Annotated in this window: 11 protein-coding genes; 4 read left to right on the forward strand and 7 right to left on the reverse strand. The window is 70.0% G+C overall.

Going from position 1 to position 19078, the window contains the following annotated elements; translation table 11 throughout:
* Positions 1–4: 4 nt before the first annotated feature.
* Positions 5–1888 (forward strand): glycosyltransferase family 39 protein, encoded by a 1884-nt coding sequence (locus ACI1V7_RS04445; RefSeq protein ID WP_404530533.1) that lies wholly within the window; start codon positions 5–7, stop codon positions 1886–1888.
* Here the strand turns inward: ACI1V7_RS04445 and ACI1V7_RS04450 are convergent.
* Entirely contained in the window at positions 1851–3323 is a 1473-nt protein-coding gene (locus ACI1V7_RS04450; protein ID WP_404530534.1) for a heavy metal sensor histidine kinase, read from the reverse strand. The two genes, ACI1V7_RS04445 and ACI1V7_RS04450, sit on opposite strands and share 38 nt — an antisense overlap.
* Positions 3301–3990: a heavy metal response regulator transcription factor gene (locus ACI1V7_RS04455; protein ID WP_290411240.1), complete on the reverse strand. Its 690-nt coding sequence runs from the start codon at positions 3988–3990 to the stop codon at positions 3301–3303. The genes ACI1V7_RS04450 and ACI1V7_RS04455 overlap by 23 nt, the downstream gene beginning before the upstream one ends.
* Positions 3991–4278: 288 nt before the next feature.
* On the opposite strand from ACI1V7_RS04455, the gene ACI1V7_RS04460 reads away from it, so the two are divergent.
* Positions 4279–5730 (forward strand): UDP-glucose dehydrogenase family protein, encoded by a 1452-nt coding sequence (locus ACI1V7_RS04460; RefSeq protein ID WP_404530535.1) that lies wholly within the window; start codon positions 4279–4281, stop codon positions 5728–5730.
* Here ACI1V7_RS04460 and ACI1V7_RS04465 read toward each other — a convergent pair.
* Positions 5727–6296 carry a TetR/AcrR family transcriptional regulator gene (locus tag ACI1V7_RS04465; RefSeq protein ID WP_404530537.1) on the reverse strand — a complete coding sequence of 190 codons (570 nt, stop codon included), beginning with the start codon at positions 6294–6296 and terminating at the stop codon, positions 5727–5729. The genes ACI1V7_RS04460 and ACI1V7_RS04465 overlap by 4 nt on opposite strands.
* 321 nt (positions 6297–6617) lie before the next feature.
* On the opposite strand from ACI1V7_RS04465, the gene ACI1V7_RS04470 reads away from it, so the two are divergent.
* Positions 6618–7055, forward strand: a complete 438-nt coding sequence (locus ACI1V7_RS04470; protein ID WP_404530539.1) for a response regulator — start codon at positions 6618–6620, stop codon at positions 7053–7055.
* 13 nt (positions 7056–7068) lie between these two features.
* On the opposite strand, the gene ACI1V7_RS04475 is transcribed toward ACI1V7_RS04470, so the two are convergent.
* Positions 7069–8064 carry an Lnb N-terminal periplasmic domain-containing protein gene (locus ACI1V7_RS04475; protein WP_404530540.1) on the reverse strand — a complete coding sequence of 332 codons (996 nt, stop codon included), beginning with the start codon at positions 8062–8064 and terminating at the stop codon, positions 7069–7071.
* A 263-nt stretch (positions 8065–8327) separates the two neighbouring features.
* On the opposite strand from ACI1V7_RS04475, the gene ACI1V7_RS04480 reads away from it, so the two are divergent.
* Entirely contained in the window at positions 8328–10766 is a 2439-nt protein-coding gene (locus ACI1V7_RS04480) for a membrane-bound PQQ-dependent dehydrogenase, glucose/quinate/shikimate family (RefSeq protein ID WP_404530541.1), read from the forward strand.
* Positions 10767–10883: 117 nt separating this feature from the next.
* Here ACI1V7_RS04480 and ACI1V7_RS04485 read toward each other — a convergent pair whose 3' ends face one another.
* The 3 genes from ACI1V7_RS04485 to ACI1V7_RS04495 all read right to left on the reverse strand — a co-directional run bounded on the left by ACI1V7_RS04485 (position 10884) and on the right by ACI1V7_RS04495 (position 18845).
* A complete protein-coding gene (locus ACI1V7_RS04485) occupies positions 10884–12779 on the reverse strand; it encodes a CocE/NonD family hydrolase (protein WP_404530542.1) in 1896 nt (631 codons plus the stop codon).
* Between the two features lie 105 nt (positions 12780–12884).
* Positions 12885–15791, reverse strand: a complete 2907-nt coding sequence (locus ACI1V7_RS04490) for an insulinase family protein (RefSeq protein WP_404530543.1) — start codon at positions 15789–15791, stop codon at positions 12885–12887.
* A 114-nt stretch (positions 15792–15905) separates the two neighbouring features.
* On the reverse strand, positions 15906–18845 hold the full coding sequence (locus ACI1V7_RS04495; protein WP_404530545.1) for a sensor histidine kinase: 2940 nt from the start codon (positions 18843–18845) through the stop codon (positions 15906–15908).
* Positions 18846–19078: the final 233 nt, after the last annotated feature.

Here is a 19078-nt window from a genome sequence, read left to right on the forward strand (position 1 = left end):
CAGCATGCCCGAAACCCTGCTCGTCGACGACCGGCCCGTCGTCGTCCGCGCCCGGCGAACCCTGTCGCGCCAATCTACTCTGCTGGGCCTGCTTGTCCTGGCCTTCGTCGCCGTATCGCTGTACGTGCTGCGCGTGCGCGTGCTGGTGCCACCGGACGAAGGGCGCTACGCCGAAATGGCGCGCGAGATGTTCGCCAGCGGCGACTGGATCACGACGCGCCTGAACGGCATCAAGTATTTCGAAAAGCCTCCGCTGCAGACATGGATGACGGCGCTGGCCTTCTCCGCGTTCGGCCTGGGCGAGTGGCAGGCCCGGCTCTGGACGGGCCTGTGCGGCTTGCTGGGCGTCGGCCTCGTCGGCTTCACCGGCGCACGCCTGTTCGGCCGCCGTGCCGGCGCCTATGCGGCGCTGGCGCTGGGGTCGTGCTTCTACTGGGCGGCCTGCAGCCAGATCGACTCGCTGGACATGGGCTTGTCCGCGATGATGACGGTCGCGCTGTGCGGCCTGCTGCTGGCGCAGCGCGACGGCATCCCGGCGGCGGCGCGGCGCCACTGGATGCTGGTCTGCTGGACGGGCATGGCGCTGGCCGTGCTGTCGAAGGGCCTGATCGGCATCGTGCTGCCGGCCGGCGTGCTGCTGGTCTACGCGGCGGCGGCGGGGGACCGGGCCGTGCTGGCGCGCCTGCATCCCGTGTGTGGGCTGGCGCTGTTCCTGCTCATCGCGGCGCCGTGGTTCGTGCTCGTCGCGCTGCGCAACCCGGAGCAGCCGCACTTTTTCTTCATCCACGAGCACGTCGAACGCTTCCTGCTCAAGGAGCACCACCGCGAGGCGGCATGGTGGACCTTTCCCGCGCTGCTGGCGATCGGCAGCCTGCCGTGGCCATGGATCCTCGTGCGCAGCCTGGCCGCGGCGCTGCGGCGCCGGGCCGGCGCGTTCCAGCCGCGCAAGCTGCTGCTGGCCTGGGTGGCGTTCATCCTGCTGTTCTTCACGCTGTCCAGCTCCAAGCTGCCCGGCTACATCCTGCCCGTGTTCCCGGCGGTGGCGCTGCTCGCCGGCGACTGGCTGGCGGCGGCGTCCCGGCGCGATCTTGCCGCCAATGCCGCCGTGCTGCCCGTGCTGGGCCTCGGCCTGCTTGGGGTCGCGCCATTCGCTGCGCAGTTCGGCCGCCGCGCCGGCGAGGCGGCGCAGTTCGCGACCTGCGCCCCGTGGATCGCCGGCGTCGGGCTGGTGGCGCTGATCGGCGGCGCGCTGGCGCTGCGCCACGCGCTGTGGCAGCGGCCAGCGCAGCAGTCAGCGCAGCAGTCAGCGCAGCAGTCAGCGCAGCAGTCAGCGCACCAGTCAGCCCAGCACTCAGCGCAGCAAGCGCAGGACACGGCGCGCGACCGCTCGGTGCTGGCGCTGGCGCTCGCGGGCTTCGCCTGCACCCAGCTGCTGCTGGCGGGCTTCGCGCCGATCGCGCAGCTGCGCGCCGGCACCGGGCTGCTGCCGGCCACGCGCGCGGCGCTGACGCCGGCAACGCGCGTATACTCGGTCGGGATCTACGAGCAGTCGCTCACGTTCTACCTGCAGCATACCGTCGTGCTGGCCGACTACCGCGACGAATTCGATTTCGGGCTGCGCCAGGAGCCGGCGCTGGCGCTGGATACGGTGGACGATTTCATGGACCGCTGGCAGGCGGATACGCAAGCGGGCCGGCCGGCGCTGGCGATCGTGCGCAACGACCTGCTGCCCGAGCTGCGGCGCGCGGGGGTGGCGCTGCACGTCGTGGCCGCGGATACGCGCCGCACCGTGATCGCGAACCGCGCCGCGGCCACGAGCGGCAAGGCGGTCACGAACCGCGCTGGATGTGCTACGGCGCCTTGCGCGGCTGCGGGAACGTCAGCGTGAACGTGCTGCCCTGGCCGAGGATACTGGCCACCTCGGCCCTTCCGCCATGCAGTTCCGCGATCGAGCTGACGACGGCCAGGCCCAGGCCCGTGCTGTCGGTCGCGCTGCGCGACGCGTCGACGCGGTAGAAGCGCTCGAACAGGTGGGGCAGGTGTTCGCTGGCGATGCCGCTGCCGTTGTCCTCGACGGCGATGTGGACCGCGTCGCGGGTGCGTTCGGCATGCAGACGCACGGTGCCGCCGCGCGGCGTGTGGCGCAGCGCGTTCGTGAGCAGGTTCGAGAGCGCGCGCTGCAGCAGCAGCGGATCGGCCATGACCTCGCAATCGCCCTCGGCGACGAGCGTCACGCCCTGTTCGTCGGCGCTGATGCCGTGGAATTCGACGAGGCGGCGGAACTCGTCGGCGAGTTTCATCGGCTCCGGGTGGATGTGCTGCTCGGCGTTGTCGGCGCGGGCCAGGAACAGCATGCTGGCGACCATGCGCGACAGCCGGCTGCCTTCCTCGACGACCACTTCGAGGGTGTTCTGGTATTCGGCCGGCGTGCGCGCGCGCGCCAGTGTCACGCTGGCGGCGGCGACCAGGTTGTTGACGGGCGAGCGGAATTCGTGGGCGATGTCGGACGAAAAGCGCGTCAGCTGCTCGAACGAGCGTTCCAGGCGCGCCAGCATCTCGTCGAAGCTGCCGGCCAGTGCGCGCAGTTCGGCCGGCCAGTCCTCGCGCGCGATCCGCTCGTGCAGTTTTTCCGCGTTGATGCGGCCGATCTCGCGCGACATCGCGTGCACGGGCGCCAGGCCGCGCCGCGCGAGCAGCCAGCTGATGCCGCCGGACAGCGCGATCGCGATGCCGATGACGGCGGCCAGCTTGTTGCGGTAGGCTTCGAGCAGCTTGCGGTTCTCCGTCACGTCCAGCACGCCGCGCAGGATGGCGCCTTGCGGACCGATCGCCGGGCCCTGGATCTCGATGGCCTCGGCGCCGCGCGTGTGCACCGGCAGGTCGAACACGAGGTAGGAGCGGCGGCGGGCGGCGTCCTCGACGCGGGCGTGCCGGCCCGGCGCCACGGGCGTGGCCAGCGCCGCCGCGAACAGGTCCGCGTTCGGCGAGGCCTCGCGCACCGAGCGGTCCGGCGCCAGCAGCTGCCAGGCGAATGCCTGGCTGGCTTCCTGGTATTCCTGCCACTCGTATTTCCACTGCGAGTGCGGCACGCGCCGCCCGACCAGGTACTCGAGCGTGTCGCGCTGGATCTGCAGGTCGTTCTTCAACTCTGCCTCTTCCTTGTCGTGCAGGCGGCCCAGCAGCTCGGCATACATCATGGCCGACACGCCCAGCACGATGACGGTGATCGCCACGCCGACGAACACCGTCATGCGCAGCGTGAGCGACCAGGCCGCGCCCCGGCGCGGGCTGGCCGTGGCGTCAGGCCCGGACTTCGAGGACATAGCCGACGCCGCGCACGGTGTGCAGCAGCTTGACGGGGAAGGGGTCGTCCAGCTTGGTGCGCAGGCGCCGTACGGCCACCTCGACCACATTGGTGTCGGAATCGAAATGCATGTCCCACACCTGTTCGGCCAGCACGGTGCGCGACTGCACCTCGCCGGCGCGGCGCATCAGCAGCGACAGCAGGGCGAATTCCTTCGGCGTCAGGTCGAGCCGCTCGCCGCCGCGCGTGGCGCGGTGCTTGAGGAGGTCCAGCGTCAGGTCGTCCATGTGGAAGATGGTCTGCTCGCCGTGGGTCGACGAGCGGTCGTTGCGGCGCAGGATCACGCGCACGCGCGCGAGCAGCTCGCTGAAGGCGAACGGCTTCACGAGGTAGTCCTCGGCGCCCAGGTCGAGGCCGCGCACGCGGTCGTCGATCGCGTCGCGCGCCGTCAGGAACAGCACCGGCGTCTGGCGCCGGGCGCGGCGCGCCGTCTCGAGAATGGTCCAGCCGTCCAGGCCGGGCAGCATGACGTCGAGGATGGCGACGTCGTAATCGGCCGTCAACAGCAGGTGCAGCCCGTCCGGGCCGTTCGACGCGACGTCGACCACCATGCCTTCTTCCTTCAGGCCCTGCGACAGGTAGGCCGCGGCGGTGGCCTGGTCTTCTACCAGGAGAATCTTTGCCATGCGAATCGTGTGCGATCCAGAGTGATTGATAGGCCGCCATTGTGCGGAGCAACGCCTGACGGCAGCCGGGCAGGAACATTACATTTTCGTAAGGTAAACGCCGTAAAGGCGCGCATGCCGGCGTGCGTCATGCGTGCGACCGCCGCATCATATCCCGCAGCGGGGCGATGCGGCATATTGGCGGCGGCGGCGCCCGGGGCCGGGTTACGGAATTGTAATGTTTTAGTTGGTGCCAAGTCAGTCACGGGCCGCCACAATGGCGCCTGCCTTTTCGGACACTAGCGAACCATGAAGATTACCATTATCGGCACCGGCTACGTCGGCCTCGTGACGGGCGCCTGCCTCGCGGAGCTGGGCAACGACGTGTTCTGCCTCGACGTCGACCAGCGCAAGATCGACCTGCTCAATAGCGGCGGCATTCCCATCCACGAACCCGGCCTGGACGATGTCGTCGCCCGCAACCGCGCCGCCGGCCGCCTGCGCTTTTCCACCGACGTCGCCGCCTCCGTGGCGCACGGCCAGCTGCAGTTCATCGCCGTCGGCACGCCGCCCGACGAAGATGGCTCGGCCGACCTGCAGTACGTGCTGGCCGCCGCGCGCAATATCGGGCGCCACATGGACGGATACAAGGTCATCGTCGACAAGTCGACCGTGCCGGTCGGCACCGCCGACCGCGTGGCGGCCGCGGTGCGCGCGGAGCTCGCGGCCCGCGCTGCGCAAGGGGAGGACGCGGGCGGCATCGAGTTCGCCGTCGTCTCGAACCCGGAATTCCTGAAGGAGGGCGCGGCCGTCGAGGACTTCATGCGGCCCGACCGCATCGTCATCGGCCACGACGACACGAGCGCCGGCCGGCGCGCGCGCGAGTTGATGAAGCTGCTGTACGCGCCGTTCAACCGCAACCACGAACGCACCTACTGGATGGATGTGCGCTCGGCCGAATTCACCAAGTACGCGGCCAATGCCATGCTGGCGACGCGCATCTCGTTCATGAACGAACTGGCCAACCTGGCCGACCGCGTGGGCGCCGACATCGAGGCGGTGCGCCAGGGGATCGGGTCCGATCCGCGCATCGGCTACAGCTTCCTGTACGCGGGCGCCGGCTATGGCGGCTCGTGCTTCCCGAAGGACGTGCAGGCGCTGGAACGCACCGCGCGCCAGCACGACCAGGACCTGCTGATCCTGCGCGCCGTGGAAGCCGTCAACGACGGCCAGAAGCGGGTGCTCGGCCGCAAGGTCGTGGCGCGCTTCGGCGAGGACTTGTCCGGCAAGCGCTTCGCCGTCTGGGGCCTGGCGTTCAAGCCGCAGACCGACGACATGCGCGAGGCGCCGTCACGGGTCCTGCTGCGCGAGCTGCTCGAACGCGGCGCCAGCGTGGCCGTGCACGATCCGGTCGCGATGGCCGAGGCGCGCCGCGTGCTGGCGCTGGACCTCGACGGCGAGGCCTTGTCGCGCATCGTCTTCCACGACGCGCCCATGGATGCGCTGGACGGCGCCGAGGCGCTCGTCATCGTCACCGAATGGAAAGCCTTCCGCAGCCCGGACTTCGAGCAGGTCAAGGCGCGCCTGAAGGGGGCGGTCGTCATCGACGGCCGCAACCTGTTCGACCCGCGCAGCATGACGTCGCTGGGTATCGAATACCACGGCATCGGCCGCTCCGTGCTGGCGCGCGGGGACACGTCGGGTATCCCGGCGCAGCCCGCGGCGCCGGTCGACGAGGCGCTGGGCCTGGCCGCGTACTAGGGGTTCGCGAGGATCTGCCAGATGGCGTCGAAGCCATCCGCCTTGTACTTGTCCGCCCCGGCAGGGTCGGACGTGGAAAAGCGGATGGCGACCTGCGCCAGCGACAGGAACAGGGCCGTGAAGTAGTCGGACGGCCGGTCGCGCAGGCCCGCGCAACCGCGGACGTCGTGCAGGATGCCGGCGGCGCCGAACAGCGGGTCCTCGTACGGGGACGCTCCCGAGGACGAGGCCTCGTCCTCGGCGAGGCGCTTCAAGGCCCGGTACTGCTGCGGATGCGCGAGCGCCCAGTCGATGTAGCCGTTCCAGTATGCGCGCAGCCGGTCGGGCAGGCCGGCCTGGCCGGCATCCGCCGGCGCCATCGACGCCAGGACGCGGCCGCGCAGGCAGGCGTGCAGTTCGTCCAGCAAGCTCTCCTTGTTCGAGAAATACAGGAACACCGTCCCGTGCGCGACCTCGGCCTGCTCGGCGATCTGGCGGACCGACACGGCGGTGCCGTGCGTGGCGACCAGCCCGGTGGCGGCCGCGAGGATGCATTCTTTCTTGTTTCCGGTCTTGGTGCGGGCCATGGGGCGGTATGCTCGACGGTCGGGTGGCGGGGGCCGTCATTGTCACCAAACGAGGCTGACGAAATACCGTCCGGAAGATTACGTTTTTGTCAGGTCGCGCGCGGCCCTGGCCGGATGCCAGGCGTTCGGCCCCTGCCGGCTGGCTACCACGGGTGTTGTTGGCCTAAGACAACGTAAATTCCAGCAGTCAAAATGCGTTACAATCGTGCCTCGAGCCGGAGAACGCCACGTTCCGCCCTCTCCCGTCCGCTCGTCCCCCGGCCAAGACTTCGCCGATATTCCCGGTAGCGCTTTGCGCGCTGCCTTGCGTTTATCGAATCCATGCCAACCAATTCTTCAACCCGCGTCCTGATCGTCGACGACAATCAGGACGCCGCCGAGCTGCTGAGCGAAATTGCCAGCGCCGAAGGCTATGTCACCTGCACCGCCTACGACGGTTTCATGGCCCTGGACGCCGCGCTGGCGTTCCATCCCCACATTGTCATCCTCGACCTGGGCATGCCCCGGTTCACCGGCGACCAGGTCGCGCCGATGCTGCGCCAGCTTCGCAAGTTCGAGGATGTCTACATCATCGCCCTGAGCGGCTGGCACGACAGCGAAGCGCGCGCACTGACCAGCCGCGCGGGCTTCGACCTGCACCTGGCCAAGCCCGTCCAGCTGCCCGAACTGTTCGCGGCGCTGGAACTCGGCAGCCAGATGCGGCGGTCGGCGCCGTCCGACGCCGGCGCGGAAGAGCCGCTGCTGTCGACGGCATCCTGACGGCGCTGGCGCGCTACCGTGTTTCCGCGGCCGGCACGCCCGGTATGCCGACGCGGATCGCCTGCGAGAAGCTGCGGCTGTCATCGCGGTCGGCGCGGCGCGCGCGCTCGTCGATGTAGGCGCGGCGGCGCAGCTCGGCGAACGGCACGCCCGGCGTCAGCGCGTGCTGGTCGTACGCGTATTCGTCCACGTGACCGGACAGCAGCAGGCGGATGTCCAGCGGCAGGCCGGGGTCGATCTGGCGCGCGAGATCGAACACGATGGTCGTGCAGTTGCTGGTGAGCGTGTTGTAGAACTCCGGCTGGCGGCGCAGGCGCTCGGCGCGCTCGAGGTAGGCCTTGAACAGCGTGCGCAATTGCGCGGGCGTCGCGCGCAGCCGGTACATATAGACGTCTTCCTTGCGCACGTTGCTGCGCGTGCGGACGATATCACTTTCGTCCGCGGCGATGATCACCTGCTCGAACTCCCTGAAGAAACCGCCGACGGCGGAAAACGACTCCTGCCGCTCCTTGCGGATCTCGAGCGAGAACACGAGCTTGCGGCCGTCGTCGAAGCCGAACGAGACCAGCGTGTGGGCGATGTGCGGTCCCATCCAGTACGACAGGATCAGGTCGCCCGACACGAGGCGCGACAGGTCGTAGGCGCGCGTTTCCCAGCGCGGCGCATAGCGCGTCTCGGTGACCCAGTCGAAGTTGCGCACGTTGCGCAGCACGACGCGGTCGCCGTCGACGTCCGCTTCCAGCAGGCGGGCGACGTCGTCCGCCCAGACCCGGTCGTGCGACGGCGCCAGCGACTGCCACCACGCGAGCAGCACGAGGGCCGCGCCGGCGAAGGCGGCCAGCAGAGCGCGCGTGCGGCGCCGCCCCGGCCAGGCCCACGGCGCGCAGGCGGCGGACAGGGCGAGCAGGATCCAGCAGGGCACCGCGGCCAGCGCGGCTGGCCGCGGCAGCAGCTGGAACCACAGCGCGCCGGCACCCCATGCACCGAGCACCGCCAGGGCCAGCGTCATGACGGTCCGCCCGCCGTATCGCAGCAGGCGCAAGGAGAGGGGAGTGGGTTGGTGTCCAAGCATGCAAAAATTATAACGGTAAATGCATGAGCGGCATGGCGCGGTACCCGCCACGCTGGCGGGCACGGAACATTACAAGCCGCTAAGGTGTGCCGTGCGCAAAAACGCGCGTGCTATAAAGACGTCGAATGTGATTTGTTCATTAACAAAAGTCGCGTCGATGCCGGTTCCGGTGCGCCGCGGCACGTCATTCGGAATCCACCATGCCCGCTCCTTCCACCTCTCCCGCCGCGCGCATGCCGCGCATCAGCGGCGGACTGTTCGTGCTCGCCGGCCTGTTCCTGTTCTGCGGCGGCATCTACCTCGCCATCCTCGGCGGTTCCTGGTATTACCTCCTCGCCGGCGCCGGCGTGATCCTCACGGGCGCCGGCCTGTTTGCCGGCCGGCGCTGGGCGCTGCACCTGTATGCGCTCGTCCTCGCCGGCACCGTCGCGTGGGCGCTGTGGGAAGTCGGCCTGCGCGGCTGGGAACTGGAGCCGCGCCTGCTCGTGCCCACGCTGCTGGGCATCTACCTGCTGCTGCCGTGGGTCGCGCCGCGGCTGGGCGGGGGGACCAGGCAGGCTCCCGCCGGATACGGCCGTGCCCAGCTACCGTTGCTGGCCTCCGTCGTGCTGGCCATCGCCGCCGGTGGCGCTTCCCTGTTCCATGCGCCCGGCATCGCGGGCCAGCTGCCGGCGGATGCGCACCTGGCCGACGCCCACGACCGTTCCGTGCCGGACGCCGACTGGCAGTTCTACGGCCGCAGCGCGAAGGGCGACCGCTATTCGCCGCTGGACCAGATCAATGCCGGCAACGTCGGCCGCCTGAAGGTGGCGTGGCAGGCCCGCACGGGCGACACCATGCGCCCGGGCGAGGACATCGGCGGCACCGACGCCGGCCACGAATTCAATTTCGAGGACACGCCCAGCAAGATCGGCGACACCGTCTATGTCTGCACGGGCCACAGCTGGGTGGTGGCGCTCGACGCGAAGACGGGCAGGAAGAAATGGAGCTTCGACCCGCACGCCGACACGGACGCGGACGTGTACCTGGCCTGCCGCGGCGTGGCGTATTACGCGGCGCCGGCCGGCACCCGGACCGATTGTCCGACCCGCATCATCGCCCCCGTGCTCGACGCGCGCGTGATGGCGCTGAACGCCGAGACGGGCAAGCCGTGCGAGGACTTCGGCACCCACGGCTTCATCTCGCTGACGAAGTACCTGGGTCACGTGCAGAAGGGCTTCCACTTCGTCACCTCGCCGCCGCTGGTGCTCAAGGACCGCCTGATCCTGGGCGGCTGGGTCTGGGACAACCAGGCCGAGCACGAACCGTCCGGCGCCGTGCGCAGCTTCGATCCGCTGACGGGTGAACTGGTGTGGGCCTGGGACGTGGGCCACACGCCGCATACCTGGAAGCCCGGCCCGAACGACGAACTCACGCGCGGCACGCCGAACGCGTGGGGCGTCTACACGGCCGACCCCGACCTGAACCTCGTCTACCTGCCGATGGGGAATGCGACGCCGGACTACTTCGGCGGCCACCGGCGCCCGTTCGACGAGCAGTATTCGAGCGCCATCGTGGCCCTCGACATCACCACGGGCGAGGAACGCTGGCATTTCCAGACCACCCACCACGACCTGTGGGACATGGACCTGCCCATCGGCCCATCGCTGGTGGACGTGCCCGATCCCGCGCAACCCGGCAAGCTGGTTCCGGCGCTGGTGCAGACCAACAAGCGCGGCGAGTTCTTCATGCTGGACCGCCGCACCGGCACGCCGCTGGCGCGGGTCGAGGAAAAGCCGGTGCCGCAGGGCGCCGCGCCGGGCGACTACGTCAGCAGGACGCAGCCGTTCTCCACGGGCCTGCCGTCGCTGACGCCGGCCGACCTGAAGGAAAGCCGCCTGTGGGGCGCGACGCCGTTCGACCAGCTCGTGTGCCGCATCCAGTTCAAGTCCTTCAACTACCGCGGCCAGTTCACGCCGCCCGGCCTGCAGAAGACCATCGTCTATCCGGCCTTCGACGGCGTCATCGACTGGATGGGCGCCTCCGTCGACCCGGACCGCAAGGTGGTGTTCGCGAACGCCAACTACATTCCCTTCGTCGTCCAGCTGATCCCGCGCGCGGGGCTCGAGCGCAAGGGCGCCATCCGGCCCTGGGACGGCAAGGGCGACCAGCCGTTGACGAAGGAAGCGTATTCGCCGCAGTACGGCACGCCCTACGTCGGCAGCGTGCATCCCTGGCTCAATCCGCTGGGCGTGCCGTGCAACGCGCCGCCCTGGGGCACGCTGACGGCGATCGACCTCAAGACGCGCCGCATCGCCTGGCAGCATCCGGTCGGCACCACGCGCGACACGGGACCGTTCGGCACCCACGTCAACCTGCCGCTCGAGACGGGCATCTTCAATATCGGCGGCAATATCGTGACCAGGGGCGGCCTCGTGTTCATGGGCGCGACGGCCGACGACTACCTGCGCGCCTTCGACGAGCGCAGCGGCGCGCTGCTGTGGCAGGCCCGCCTGCCGGCCGGCGGCCAGGCCACGCCGATGTCGTACGCGGTCGACGGCAAGCAGTACGTCGTCATCGCCGCCGGCGGCCACGGCGGCCTGGGAACGAGGAGCGGCGACTACGTGGTGGCCTATGCGCTGGATGGCGCGGCGAAATAGAGGCGCCGCCACCCAAAAAAAAACCGCCGGTCTTGCGGCCGGCGGACAACGTAGATTCGCTAGAACTACGGAAGAGACGGCGCAACGATACGCCGTCTTCATGTCAGGAGCATGACGTCAGCGCAGCACCGGCAATTCGATGTAGCTCTGCGCCTCGCCCGCATGGTGGATCGCATTGTCGGCGACGATGCCGTCCTTCTCGCTCTCGTTCGGCCCGCCCGTGTTCAGGTTGCGCACGAATTTCGGGAAGTTCGACGACGTCACTTCGACGCGGATGCGGTGGCCGACGCCGAAGCGGGTCGCCGTCGTGATCGGGGTCGGGCGGATCGTGTAGACCTGGCCGGGCTGCATCATGGCCGGCTTGTCGTAGCCGTCGCGGTAGCGGGCGCGGAAGATCGTGTCGCCGATGATCCAGGCGGTGCCGTCCGGCGCGACGTCGACCAGCTTGACGGCGAAGTCGGTGTCCCTGGCGCTGGACGAGACCTTCAGCACGGCGTCCACGAAGCCGGCCACGTCGACCGGCTTGTCGAGCGGGTCGGTGGTGTAGACGAGGACGTCGCTGCGCGCCTCGATCGGGCGCTGGTCGAAGGCGCCCGGGACCACGACGCCGCCGTTGCAGCAGTCGCCGCCGCCGATCGTCTGCACCGGGTTCATCGGGTCGTAGCGGTAGCGGTCCACGGCTTCGTTGGCGGGCGCCGCCTCGGGCAGCAGGCGGCCGTCGCCGTACAGCGAATTCGCCTTGCCGCCGGAGCGCAGGTACAGTCGCATCGGCTTGGCGTTCTGCGGCGGCCACTGGGCCGCGCTCTTCCAGCGGTTCTCGCCCATCATGTAGTACTGCACGCGCGGCGTCTTTGCCGGGAAGGCCTTGGCGTCGCCCTTGAGCCAGCGGTCGAACCAGCCGTAGATGGCGCCGTCGACGTCGAAGCTGGTGTCGCCCATGTCGCGTTCGCCGACCACCGTGTCGGGGCCGAGGCGGGAGAACGCACAGTGCGGCACGGGGGCCACCACGGCGTACTGGTTGGCGCTCGCCTCCTTGTCCGTGTTGGCGGCGCGCGCCACGTTGAACAGCTCCAGGTTCGGGCCGATCGACACGTCGTACCAGGTGTTGAACCAGAGGGCGGGCACGCCCCAGCCCATGTCCTCGTGGTACAGGCCGCCCTTGCGCCAGGCCGGATCGGCCGGCGTGCGCTTGATGAAGTCCTCGAAGGTGGCCGGCGGCTCGCCCATCGACGTCAGCATCTGGTCGACGGGCAGGTGCTTGATCTGCTTGTTCCAGTCGACCTTGGGCTTGCTCGGGTCGAGGTCGTTGTAGGCTTCGATGCGGGCGCGCAGCTTCTCGTCCGTCAGCGATGCGGGCAGCTCGGCGCGCAGCGGATTGTCCACGCCGTACAGCCACACGAAGAACAGGTTGCGCGGCACGCCGCCCGTGTACCAGTTGCCCTGCTCCTGGAAGCGGCCCACCTTGCCGATGCCTGCGCCGGCCGACATCGGCACCATCGCCGCATGCGCCGGGTGGTTCATGCCGGCCAGCGCCAGCTGCCATTCGGCCGAGGACGAGCAGCCCAGTGTGCCCACTTTACCGTTCGACCAGGGCTGCTTGGCGATCCACGTGAGCGTGTCGTAGCCGTCCGTCTGCGGGTTGCCCAGGATTTCCCACTTGCCCTGCGAGAAGTAGCGGCCCCGTTCGTTCTGGACGATGAAGGCATAGCCGCGCTTGACCGATTCCAGCACGTAGCGGTAGGTGCCGCCCTTGAGCTTGTGCTCGTTGTACGGCGTCTTCCACAGGATGGTGGGCAGCGGGCCCTTGGCGCCCTTGGGCATGTAGATGTCGGTCGACAGGCCGACGTTGTCGCGCATCGGCACGAGGACGCCGAGCCGGGACGTGGCGATCTTCGCCAGCTCCTTGTCCATCGCCTCGGGGCTGTATTTGGCGTAATCCTGCGCGATGGCGCCGGGTGCGGCGCAGGACAGGGTGAGTGTGGCGGCGACGAGGCTGGCGATGATCTTCTTCAAGGACGCTCCTGCTGGCAAGTGGGAAGGGAAATGCAATCGCGAGGCAGGACCCGGATGGATCGTGCCTCGCGAAAATTGTAACAAATATGCAAACGGTATTGCGGATTATGCGGGCGGCTGCGCTTCCTGGAACAGCGCCGGCAGTTCCACCAGCGTCAGGCCGTCGAGGTCCTGGGCCGCGTTGGCGACGAAGGCCGCGCGCGTGCCGGGCCGGCCGCGCAGCCAGCGCTGCACGGCTTCCTGTGCGTGCGCGGCCGTGCAGCCCAGCACGCCGGCGCGGAAGCGCGCCCGGTCGGCGGGGCCGATGCCGCGCCGGTACAGGTCCAGCGCCGTCATCGCCGCGTCGAACGGGGAGCCGGGGCGATCCAGGTTCTTGATGACGGAGATGATCGCTTCTTCCAGCTGCTCGGTCGAGAAGTCGGCGTCGACGAAGGCATCCAGCGCGGCCGCGAAGTCCGCATAGGTGGCTTTCAGGCGCGGGTCGCGGTAGGACTTCATCGTGAACAGGCCTGCGCCGGACGCGTACGATGCGCCGCCGCCGTAGGCGCCGCCCTGTTCGCGGATCGCGCGGTGCAGGAAGCGGTGCGTCAGCAGTTCGGCGGCGACGGCCAGCGCGGGCGCATCCTCGTGGCGCACGTTCGGTGCAGGCCAGGCGATGTGGCAGTGGTTGGCCTGGCCGGGTGCGTGCAGGGCCAGGTTGCCGGGCTGTGCGAGCACGGCGGGACCGTTGCCCAGCTGCGGCGCCGCTTCGCCCGCGGCCGGCGCGGCGCCGGACGGCACCTGGATCAGGCCCGCGAGGTCGGCCGCATCGTCGTCGCTGCCGGCGCACACCACGGTGGCCGCGCAGGCCAGCACCTGGGCGTGGATGCGCGCCAGCTGGGCGCCGACCTGCGCGGCGCCGTCCGGCGTGGCCGCGAGGCGCTGCAGGGCCGCGCGGAAGGGCAGGCTCCGGATGCCGGCCGTGGCGTGCTCGAACGCGCGCAGCGGCGAATGGGGCGCGCCGGCGGCGACGGCCGCGTACTGGTCGCCGGCCTGCGCCAGGTTGTTCAGGCGCTGCTGCGCGGACTGGGCGGCCAGGAAGGCGATGCGGTCGGTTTCGTCGAAGCGCGGCTTGCCGATGAAGGTGGACAGCACCTCGGCGATGCGCGCGTGCTCCTCGCGCAGGCCGTCCGCGTGGAAGCGCAGCGTCAGGCGCAGCCTGCCGTCGACCAGCGCCGGCAGCAGCTGCAGCGAGAACACGGGCACGGCGCGCTGGCGCCAGGCGTCCGCCTCGGCATAGTCCATGCCGTCCATGCCCAGGCCGCGGCGCATGTCGGCGTACAGCTGGAGCCAGGGCCAGTCGCTTTCCGGCAGCGCGGACACGTCGTATTCGATGCGCGCGTACGAGATGCCGTTCGATGCGATCGGGAAGGTGAACAGCTTGGCCGCATCCGGCGTCGTCGCCGGCTCCACGGCGGGCAGCGGCAGCGGCTGCGCGTCGACGTCGCCCGGCAGGATGCGCGGCAGCACCGCCGTGTCGGTCGGCTGGCCCTGCAGGGCGAGCAGGGCGGCGTTGTCGGTCTCGATGCGGGCGCGGTCGGCGTCGGTCAGCTGTGCCGTGTCGTCGGCCAGGCGCGCCGTCTCGGCCGCGCCGCGCTTGCCGAAATAATCGGAATCGGGCGCGATCGTCGCTTCCAGCCGCGCCGGCGCATCCAGCAGGGCGCGCACCATGCCGGTGAAGAAGGCGGGATCGGCGACCTGCCGTTCCAGGCTTTCCAGCACGCGCTCGCTGTCGAAGGTGTCGTGCACGTCGCCGCCGCGCATGGCCACCGGCACGGCGCGCAGCATGCGCGCGAGGACGTTCGGCATCCTGCCGCTCGAGGTGTCGCGCTGCTCGTACTTGATGTCGCGCAGCGTCGCATCCAGCACGTCCTGCGGCACGCCCGCCGCGGCGGCCTGTTCGAGCGCGTCCCAGATGCGCGCGCGGGCGGGCGCCACCTGGTCTTGCGTCAGCCCTTCCATCCCCAGGTGGAACAGCAGCTGGCGCGGGTTCGGGTCCATGCCGTTGATGCGCGAGGGCCGGCCGTAGCCGGCCGTCTCCATCGCCTTGCGCAGGGGCGCCGAGGCGTTGCCCAGCAGGCCGGCCTGCAGCAGGTTGGCGCGGTGCAGGGCCGCGCTGTCGGCCGATTCGCCCAGGATCCAGGCCAGCTGGATGCCGTGGCCGTCCTCGCGGCCGGCCTGGCCGGGCACCGTGACGACCGTCGTGCGCGGCGCGTCGACGGCGGCCAGCTGCGGCGTCATCAGCGGCGCCGTGCCGGGCAGGCGCACCAGCACGCGCTCGGCGATGCGCTGCTGGATCTCGCTCGCGGGGATCGGCCCGGCCGTCATGAACAGCGCCTGCGACGGGTGGTAGTGGGTGGCGTGGAATTCCTTCAGCGCCGCGTGCGTCAGGTCGGGGATGGCGAGCGGGTCGCCGCCGGAGACGGAGGCATACGTGGTGCCGGCCAGCAGGTTGGCGACCACGCCGTGGTACAGCGCGCGCGACGGATCGGCGAACGCGCCCTTCATTTCGTTGAACACGACGCCCTGGTACGCGAGCTTGCCGTCTTCCAGCACGTGGCGCCAGCCTTCCTGCAGGAAGTTCAGGTAGTCCAGGCGCGGAAAGAAGGTGGCGTCCAGGTACACGTCGAGCAGGTTGTCGAAGTCCTTGCGGTCGGTGCTGGCGAACGGATAGACGGTGCGGTCGGCATAGGTCATGGCGTTCATGAACGTGGCCGTGGAGCGGCGCAGCATCGAGAAGAAAGGGTCGCGCACGGGATAGCGTTCGGAGCCGCTCAGCGCCAGGTGTTCGAGGATGTGGGCGCGGCCGTCGGACGTGGGCGGAATCGTCGGGAAGGCGACCAGGAAGGCCAGGTCGGGCTGGGCCGTCGCCAGGTGCACGTGGCGCGCGCCGGTGGCGGGGGCGACGTACTCTTCCAGCGTCGCCTGCAGCGAGGGGATGGAGTGGGTGCGGAGAAGGTCGAATGTGCTCATGGTCGCTCGTCGTGGAATTCAAAAGCCATGCCACATCATAGACGAGGGCGCCCGGGGCTGCGCGCCACCGAGCGTTTTCGTTCCGGCCGGCCGTGCTCCGGAGAACATGCCGTGCTAGGCGATACGGCCCAGCCAGGCGCGCAGGCGTCGTCCCGGGCCGGGACGGCGCGGCGCCGCGTAGACGCGCTGCCCCGGCAATTGCAGGGCGAGCTCGGTGCCCAGGCGGCTGCGGCTCCAGATATCGAGCATGCCGCCGAGCGCATGCGCGCGTTCGCGCATGCCGGCCACGCCCCAGTGTCCCTCCTTGCTGCCGTCCGGACCGACGTCGTCCGGCATGCCGGCGCCGTCGTCCCTGACGAACAGGCCGAAGCGCTCGTCGCCGTAGACGATTTCCGCTTCGACGTGGCGGGCGTGCGCGTGCTGGTAGGCGTTGAACAGCGCTTCGCGGCCGATCCAGTAGATCTCGTCGCGCGCGCCGGGTTCGATGGCGCGTGGCGTGCCGGTCGCGACGAGGGTGAACGTCGGGCCGAACTGCTCCTGCAGCGACTGGCCGAAGCGGGCCAGCGCATGGCCTATGTCGTTGTGGTCGCCGCGCTGGCTGCGCAGGTTCAGGAGTTCGTTGCGTCCCTCGGTCATGACCTTGTCGGCCTGGTCCAGGATCTCCTCGATGCCTTGCTGCGCCTCGCTGCCCGCGGGCAGGCGCTTGGCCACGCCGTGGAAGCGCAGGATCAGCGCCTGCATGCTCTGCAACAGCGTGTCGTGCAGCGCCCGCGCGATGCGTTCGCGCTCGGCCAGCCGGTCGCGCAGCCGGTCGCCGTAGCGCCGCGCCAGCCGCCGCGTGCGCCAGGCATACAGGCCGGCCAGCAGGCCGGCGCCGGCGGCGCCGCACAGCACGCGGAACCAGACCGTCTCCGTGGTCCGCGGCGCGATCTCGAAGCCCATCGCGGCGCCGTCCGTGTTCCACACCCCATCGTTGTTCGAGGCGATCACCTGGAAGCGGTAGCGGCCCGGCTTCAGGTTCGTGTACGACGCCGTGCGCCGGCCGTCGCTGTCGCGCCAGTCGGCATCGACCCCGTCCAGGCGGTAGCGGAATTCCATCCGTTCCGACTCCTGGTAGGACAGGGCGGTGAAGTCGATCTCCAGCGTCTCGGTGCCGGCCGGCAGGCGGGCGCCGTCGGTCGGCGCGTGGATGGCGCCGCCGGATGTCAGGCCCAGGATGGCGACGGGCGGCACCAGCGTGTTGCGGGGCAGGCGGTCCGGGTCGAAGGCATACACGCCGCGGGTGGTGGAAAACCACAGGGTGCCGTCGTCGCTGCGCGTCGCCGACGGCACCGGGATGATGGGACTGGTGGTGCCGGCCACGCCGTCGCGGTAGTCGAGGCGGCGAAAGCGCACCGGGTAGCCCGGTTTGCCGAGCGCGCGCTGCAGCTCCGCCGGCGCGATGCCGGAAATGCCGTTGCCGCCGTTGAGCCACAGGGTGCCGCGCCTGTCGAATACCATGCCCGTGATGCCGGCGAACGGCTCGCCGCCCGCGCCCGCGACGGCGGTGAAGCGCTGGCCGTCGAAGTGCGCGAGTCCGTTCTCGCCGCCGACCCAGGCCCCGCCGCCGCTGGGCACGACCTGCACCACAGTGCCGATGGCCAGGCCGTCGGCGCGTCCGTAGCGGCGCACGCGCCCGTTCTCGAGCACGGCGATCTGGTCGTTCACGGAGCCGAGCCAGACGCGGCCGCGCGTATCGGCGGCGATCGTCGTCGCCGCGAACGACGCCAGGTCCGGCACGCCGCCACCGGCCGACCACTGGCCGGCGCGCCATGCGTACAGGCCGCGGCGTCCCATGCTGACCCACATCGTGCCGCCGCCGTCCTGGGCGAACGCATTCACGAAGGCAGGGCCGGACAGGCCGGGCGGCAGCGGCAGCGCCTGCACCTTGCCGTCCTTCAGCGTGCCCAGCCAGCTGTCGCTGCGGCCGAGCCAGACCGTATCGTCCCGTGCCCGGTACAGGGCGGTGACGACGTTGAGATTGCCCGGTTCCGGCATGAAGGCCCGGAACGGGCCGCCGGGCGCGGCGGCGAAGACGCGATCGGTCCAGGCGCCGCCGCCCGGGCCGCCCGCGACGGGCCGGGCATTGTTCGCCGTGTAGGCCGGCATGGGCGCGGCGCGGATGCGCGACGCCTTGTAGCGGTCGAGGCCATTTTCGGTGCCGGCCCAGATATTGCCTTCGCGGTCTTCGAAGAAGGCGTTGGCGGCGTGGTCGCCCAGCCGGTCGACGACGGGAGCGCCGTCCGGCGCGTGGCCGACCCGCAGGACGCCCTGCACGGAATCCATCCATGCCTGGCCCTTGCGGTCGAAGATGAAGATGCCGGCCGCGATGCCGATGTTCCAGGCCGGCGCCTTCCCATGCTCGGGCGGCGCCAGCATGCGCAGGCCGTGCGTCTCCAGGTTCGTCGTCCAGACGCTGCCGTCCGGATGCTGCATGATCACCCCATGGGCATTCAAGGCGCCCTGGCGCAGGAACCGGGAGCCGCCCTTGGGCAGCATGAAGACGGCCGTTTCGCCGCGCGCCCAGAGCACGCCGCGGCCGTCGAACAGCAGCGAATAGATGCGTTCCGCCGGCGCGTCCAGCGATGCCGCGGGGCGCCGCCACTTGCCGTCGAAATAGACGAGCCCCCGGCTGGTCGCCAGCCACAGGCGGCCCGACGCGTCGCGCGTGGCGCAGAAGATGGTGCCGGCAGGCGTGTCGGGGTCGTCCAGGCCGAAATGGCGCATCTGGCCGTCCCGCATCAGGCTGACGCCGCCGTACTTGTAGCCGACCCACATGGTGCCGTCCTTCAGCATGCCGATGGCGGAGATATTCGACGACAGCGGCGCCTGTTTCCCCGTCGCGCGCAGGAAGCGCACGCCGTCGAAGCGGAACAGCCCCGACGCGCTGCCGATCCAGATCCAGCCGTCGGGTGTCTGGGCGATGCCGGTGATGCCGGTGGGCGCGCCTTCGCGGGCGGACCAGCTGGCGTGCACCAGGTCGACGTCGGGCGCGTAACGCGGCGGGACGCTCATGGCGCTTGCGGGGGGGCATACCGTGGCCGCGCCCCAGATGCAGAGCGCGAGCACGACGATGAACAGCGAAAAACGGGTCGGACTGCGCATTAAGTGAGGGACATCATGGTTTTATGCCATGATAAACAATTATTCTATGTCAATGACTCCTCAGATATGAGTAGTTGCGCAATGATGGGCATCGGTGCTAGCCGATGTGCGGGCGCCGGCCGCCCCGGGATGCCGGCCGGCTG

The sequence above is a fragment of the Massilia paldalensis genome (assembly GCF_044901715.1).
GTDB classification, from domain to species: domain Bacteria; phylum Pseudomonadota; class Gammaproteobacteria; order Burkholderiales; family Burkholderiaceae_D; genus Telluria; species Telluria paldalensis.

Bases quoted from the DNA above. Each gene is read 5' to 3' on its own strand.
- ACI1V7_RS04495 (WP_404530545.1), bottom strand. From the start codon at position 18,845: ATGAGCGTCCCGCCGCGTTACGCGCCCGACGTCGACCTGGTGCACGCC.
- ACI1V7_RS04465 (WP_404530537.1), bottom strand. From the start codon at position 6,296: ATGGCCCGCACCAAGACCGGAAACAAGAAAGAATGCATCCTCGCGGCC.
- ACI1V7_RS04460 (WP_404530535.1), top strand. From the start codon at position 4,279: ATGAAGATTACCATTATCGGCACCGGCTACGTCGGCCTCGTGACGGGC.
- ACI1V7_RS04450 (WP_404530534.1), bottom strand. From the start codon at position 3,323: ATGTCCTCGAAGTCCGGGCCTGACGCCACGGCCAGCCCGCGCCGGGGC.
- ACI1V7_RS04490 (WP_404530543.1), bottom strand. From the start codon at position 15,791: ATGAGCACATTCGACCTTCTCCGCACCCACTCCATCCCCTCGCTGCAG.
- ACI1V7_RS04470 (WP_404530539.1), top strand. From the start codon at position 6,618: ATGCCAACCAATTCTTCAACCCGCGTCCTGATCGTCGACGACAATCAG.
- ACI1V7_RS04480 (WP_404530541.1), top strand. From the start codon at position 8,328: ATGCCCGCTCCTTCCACCTCTCCCGCCGCGCGCATGCCGCGCATCAGC.
- ACI1V7_RS04475 (WP_404530540.1), bottom strand. From the start codon at position 8,064: ATGACGCTGGCCCTGGCGGTGCTCGGTGCATGGGGTGCCGGCGCGCTG.
- ACI1V7_RS04445 (WP_404530533.1), top strand. From the start codon at position 5: ATGCCCGAAACCCTGCTCGTCGACGACCGGCCCGTCGTCGTCCGCGCC.
- ACI1V7_RS04455 (WP_290411240.1), bottom strand. From the start codon at position 3,990: ATGGCAAAGATTCTCCTGGTAGAAGACCAGGCCACCGCCGCGGCCTAC.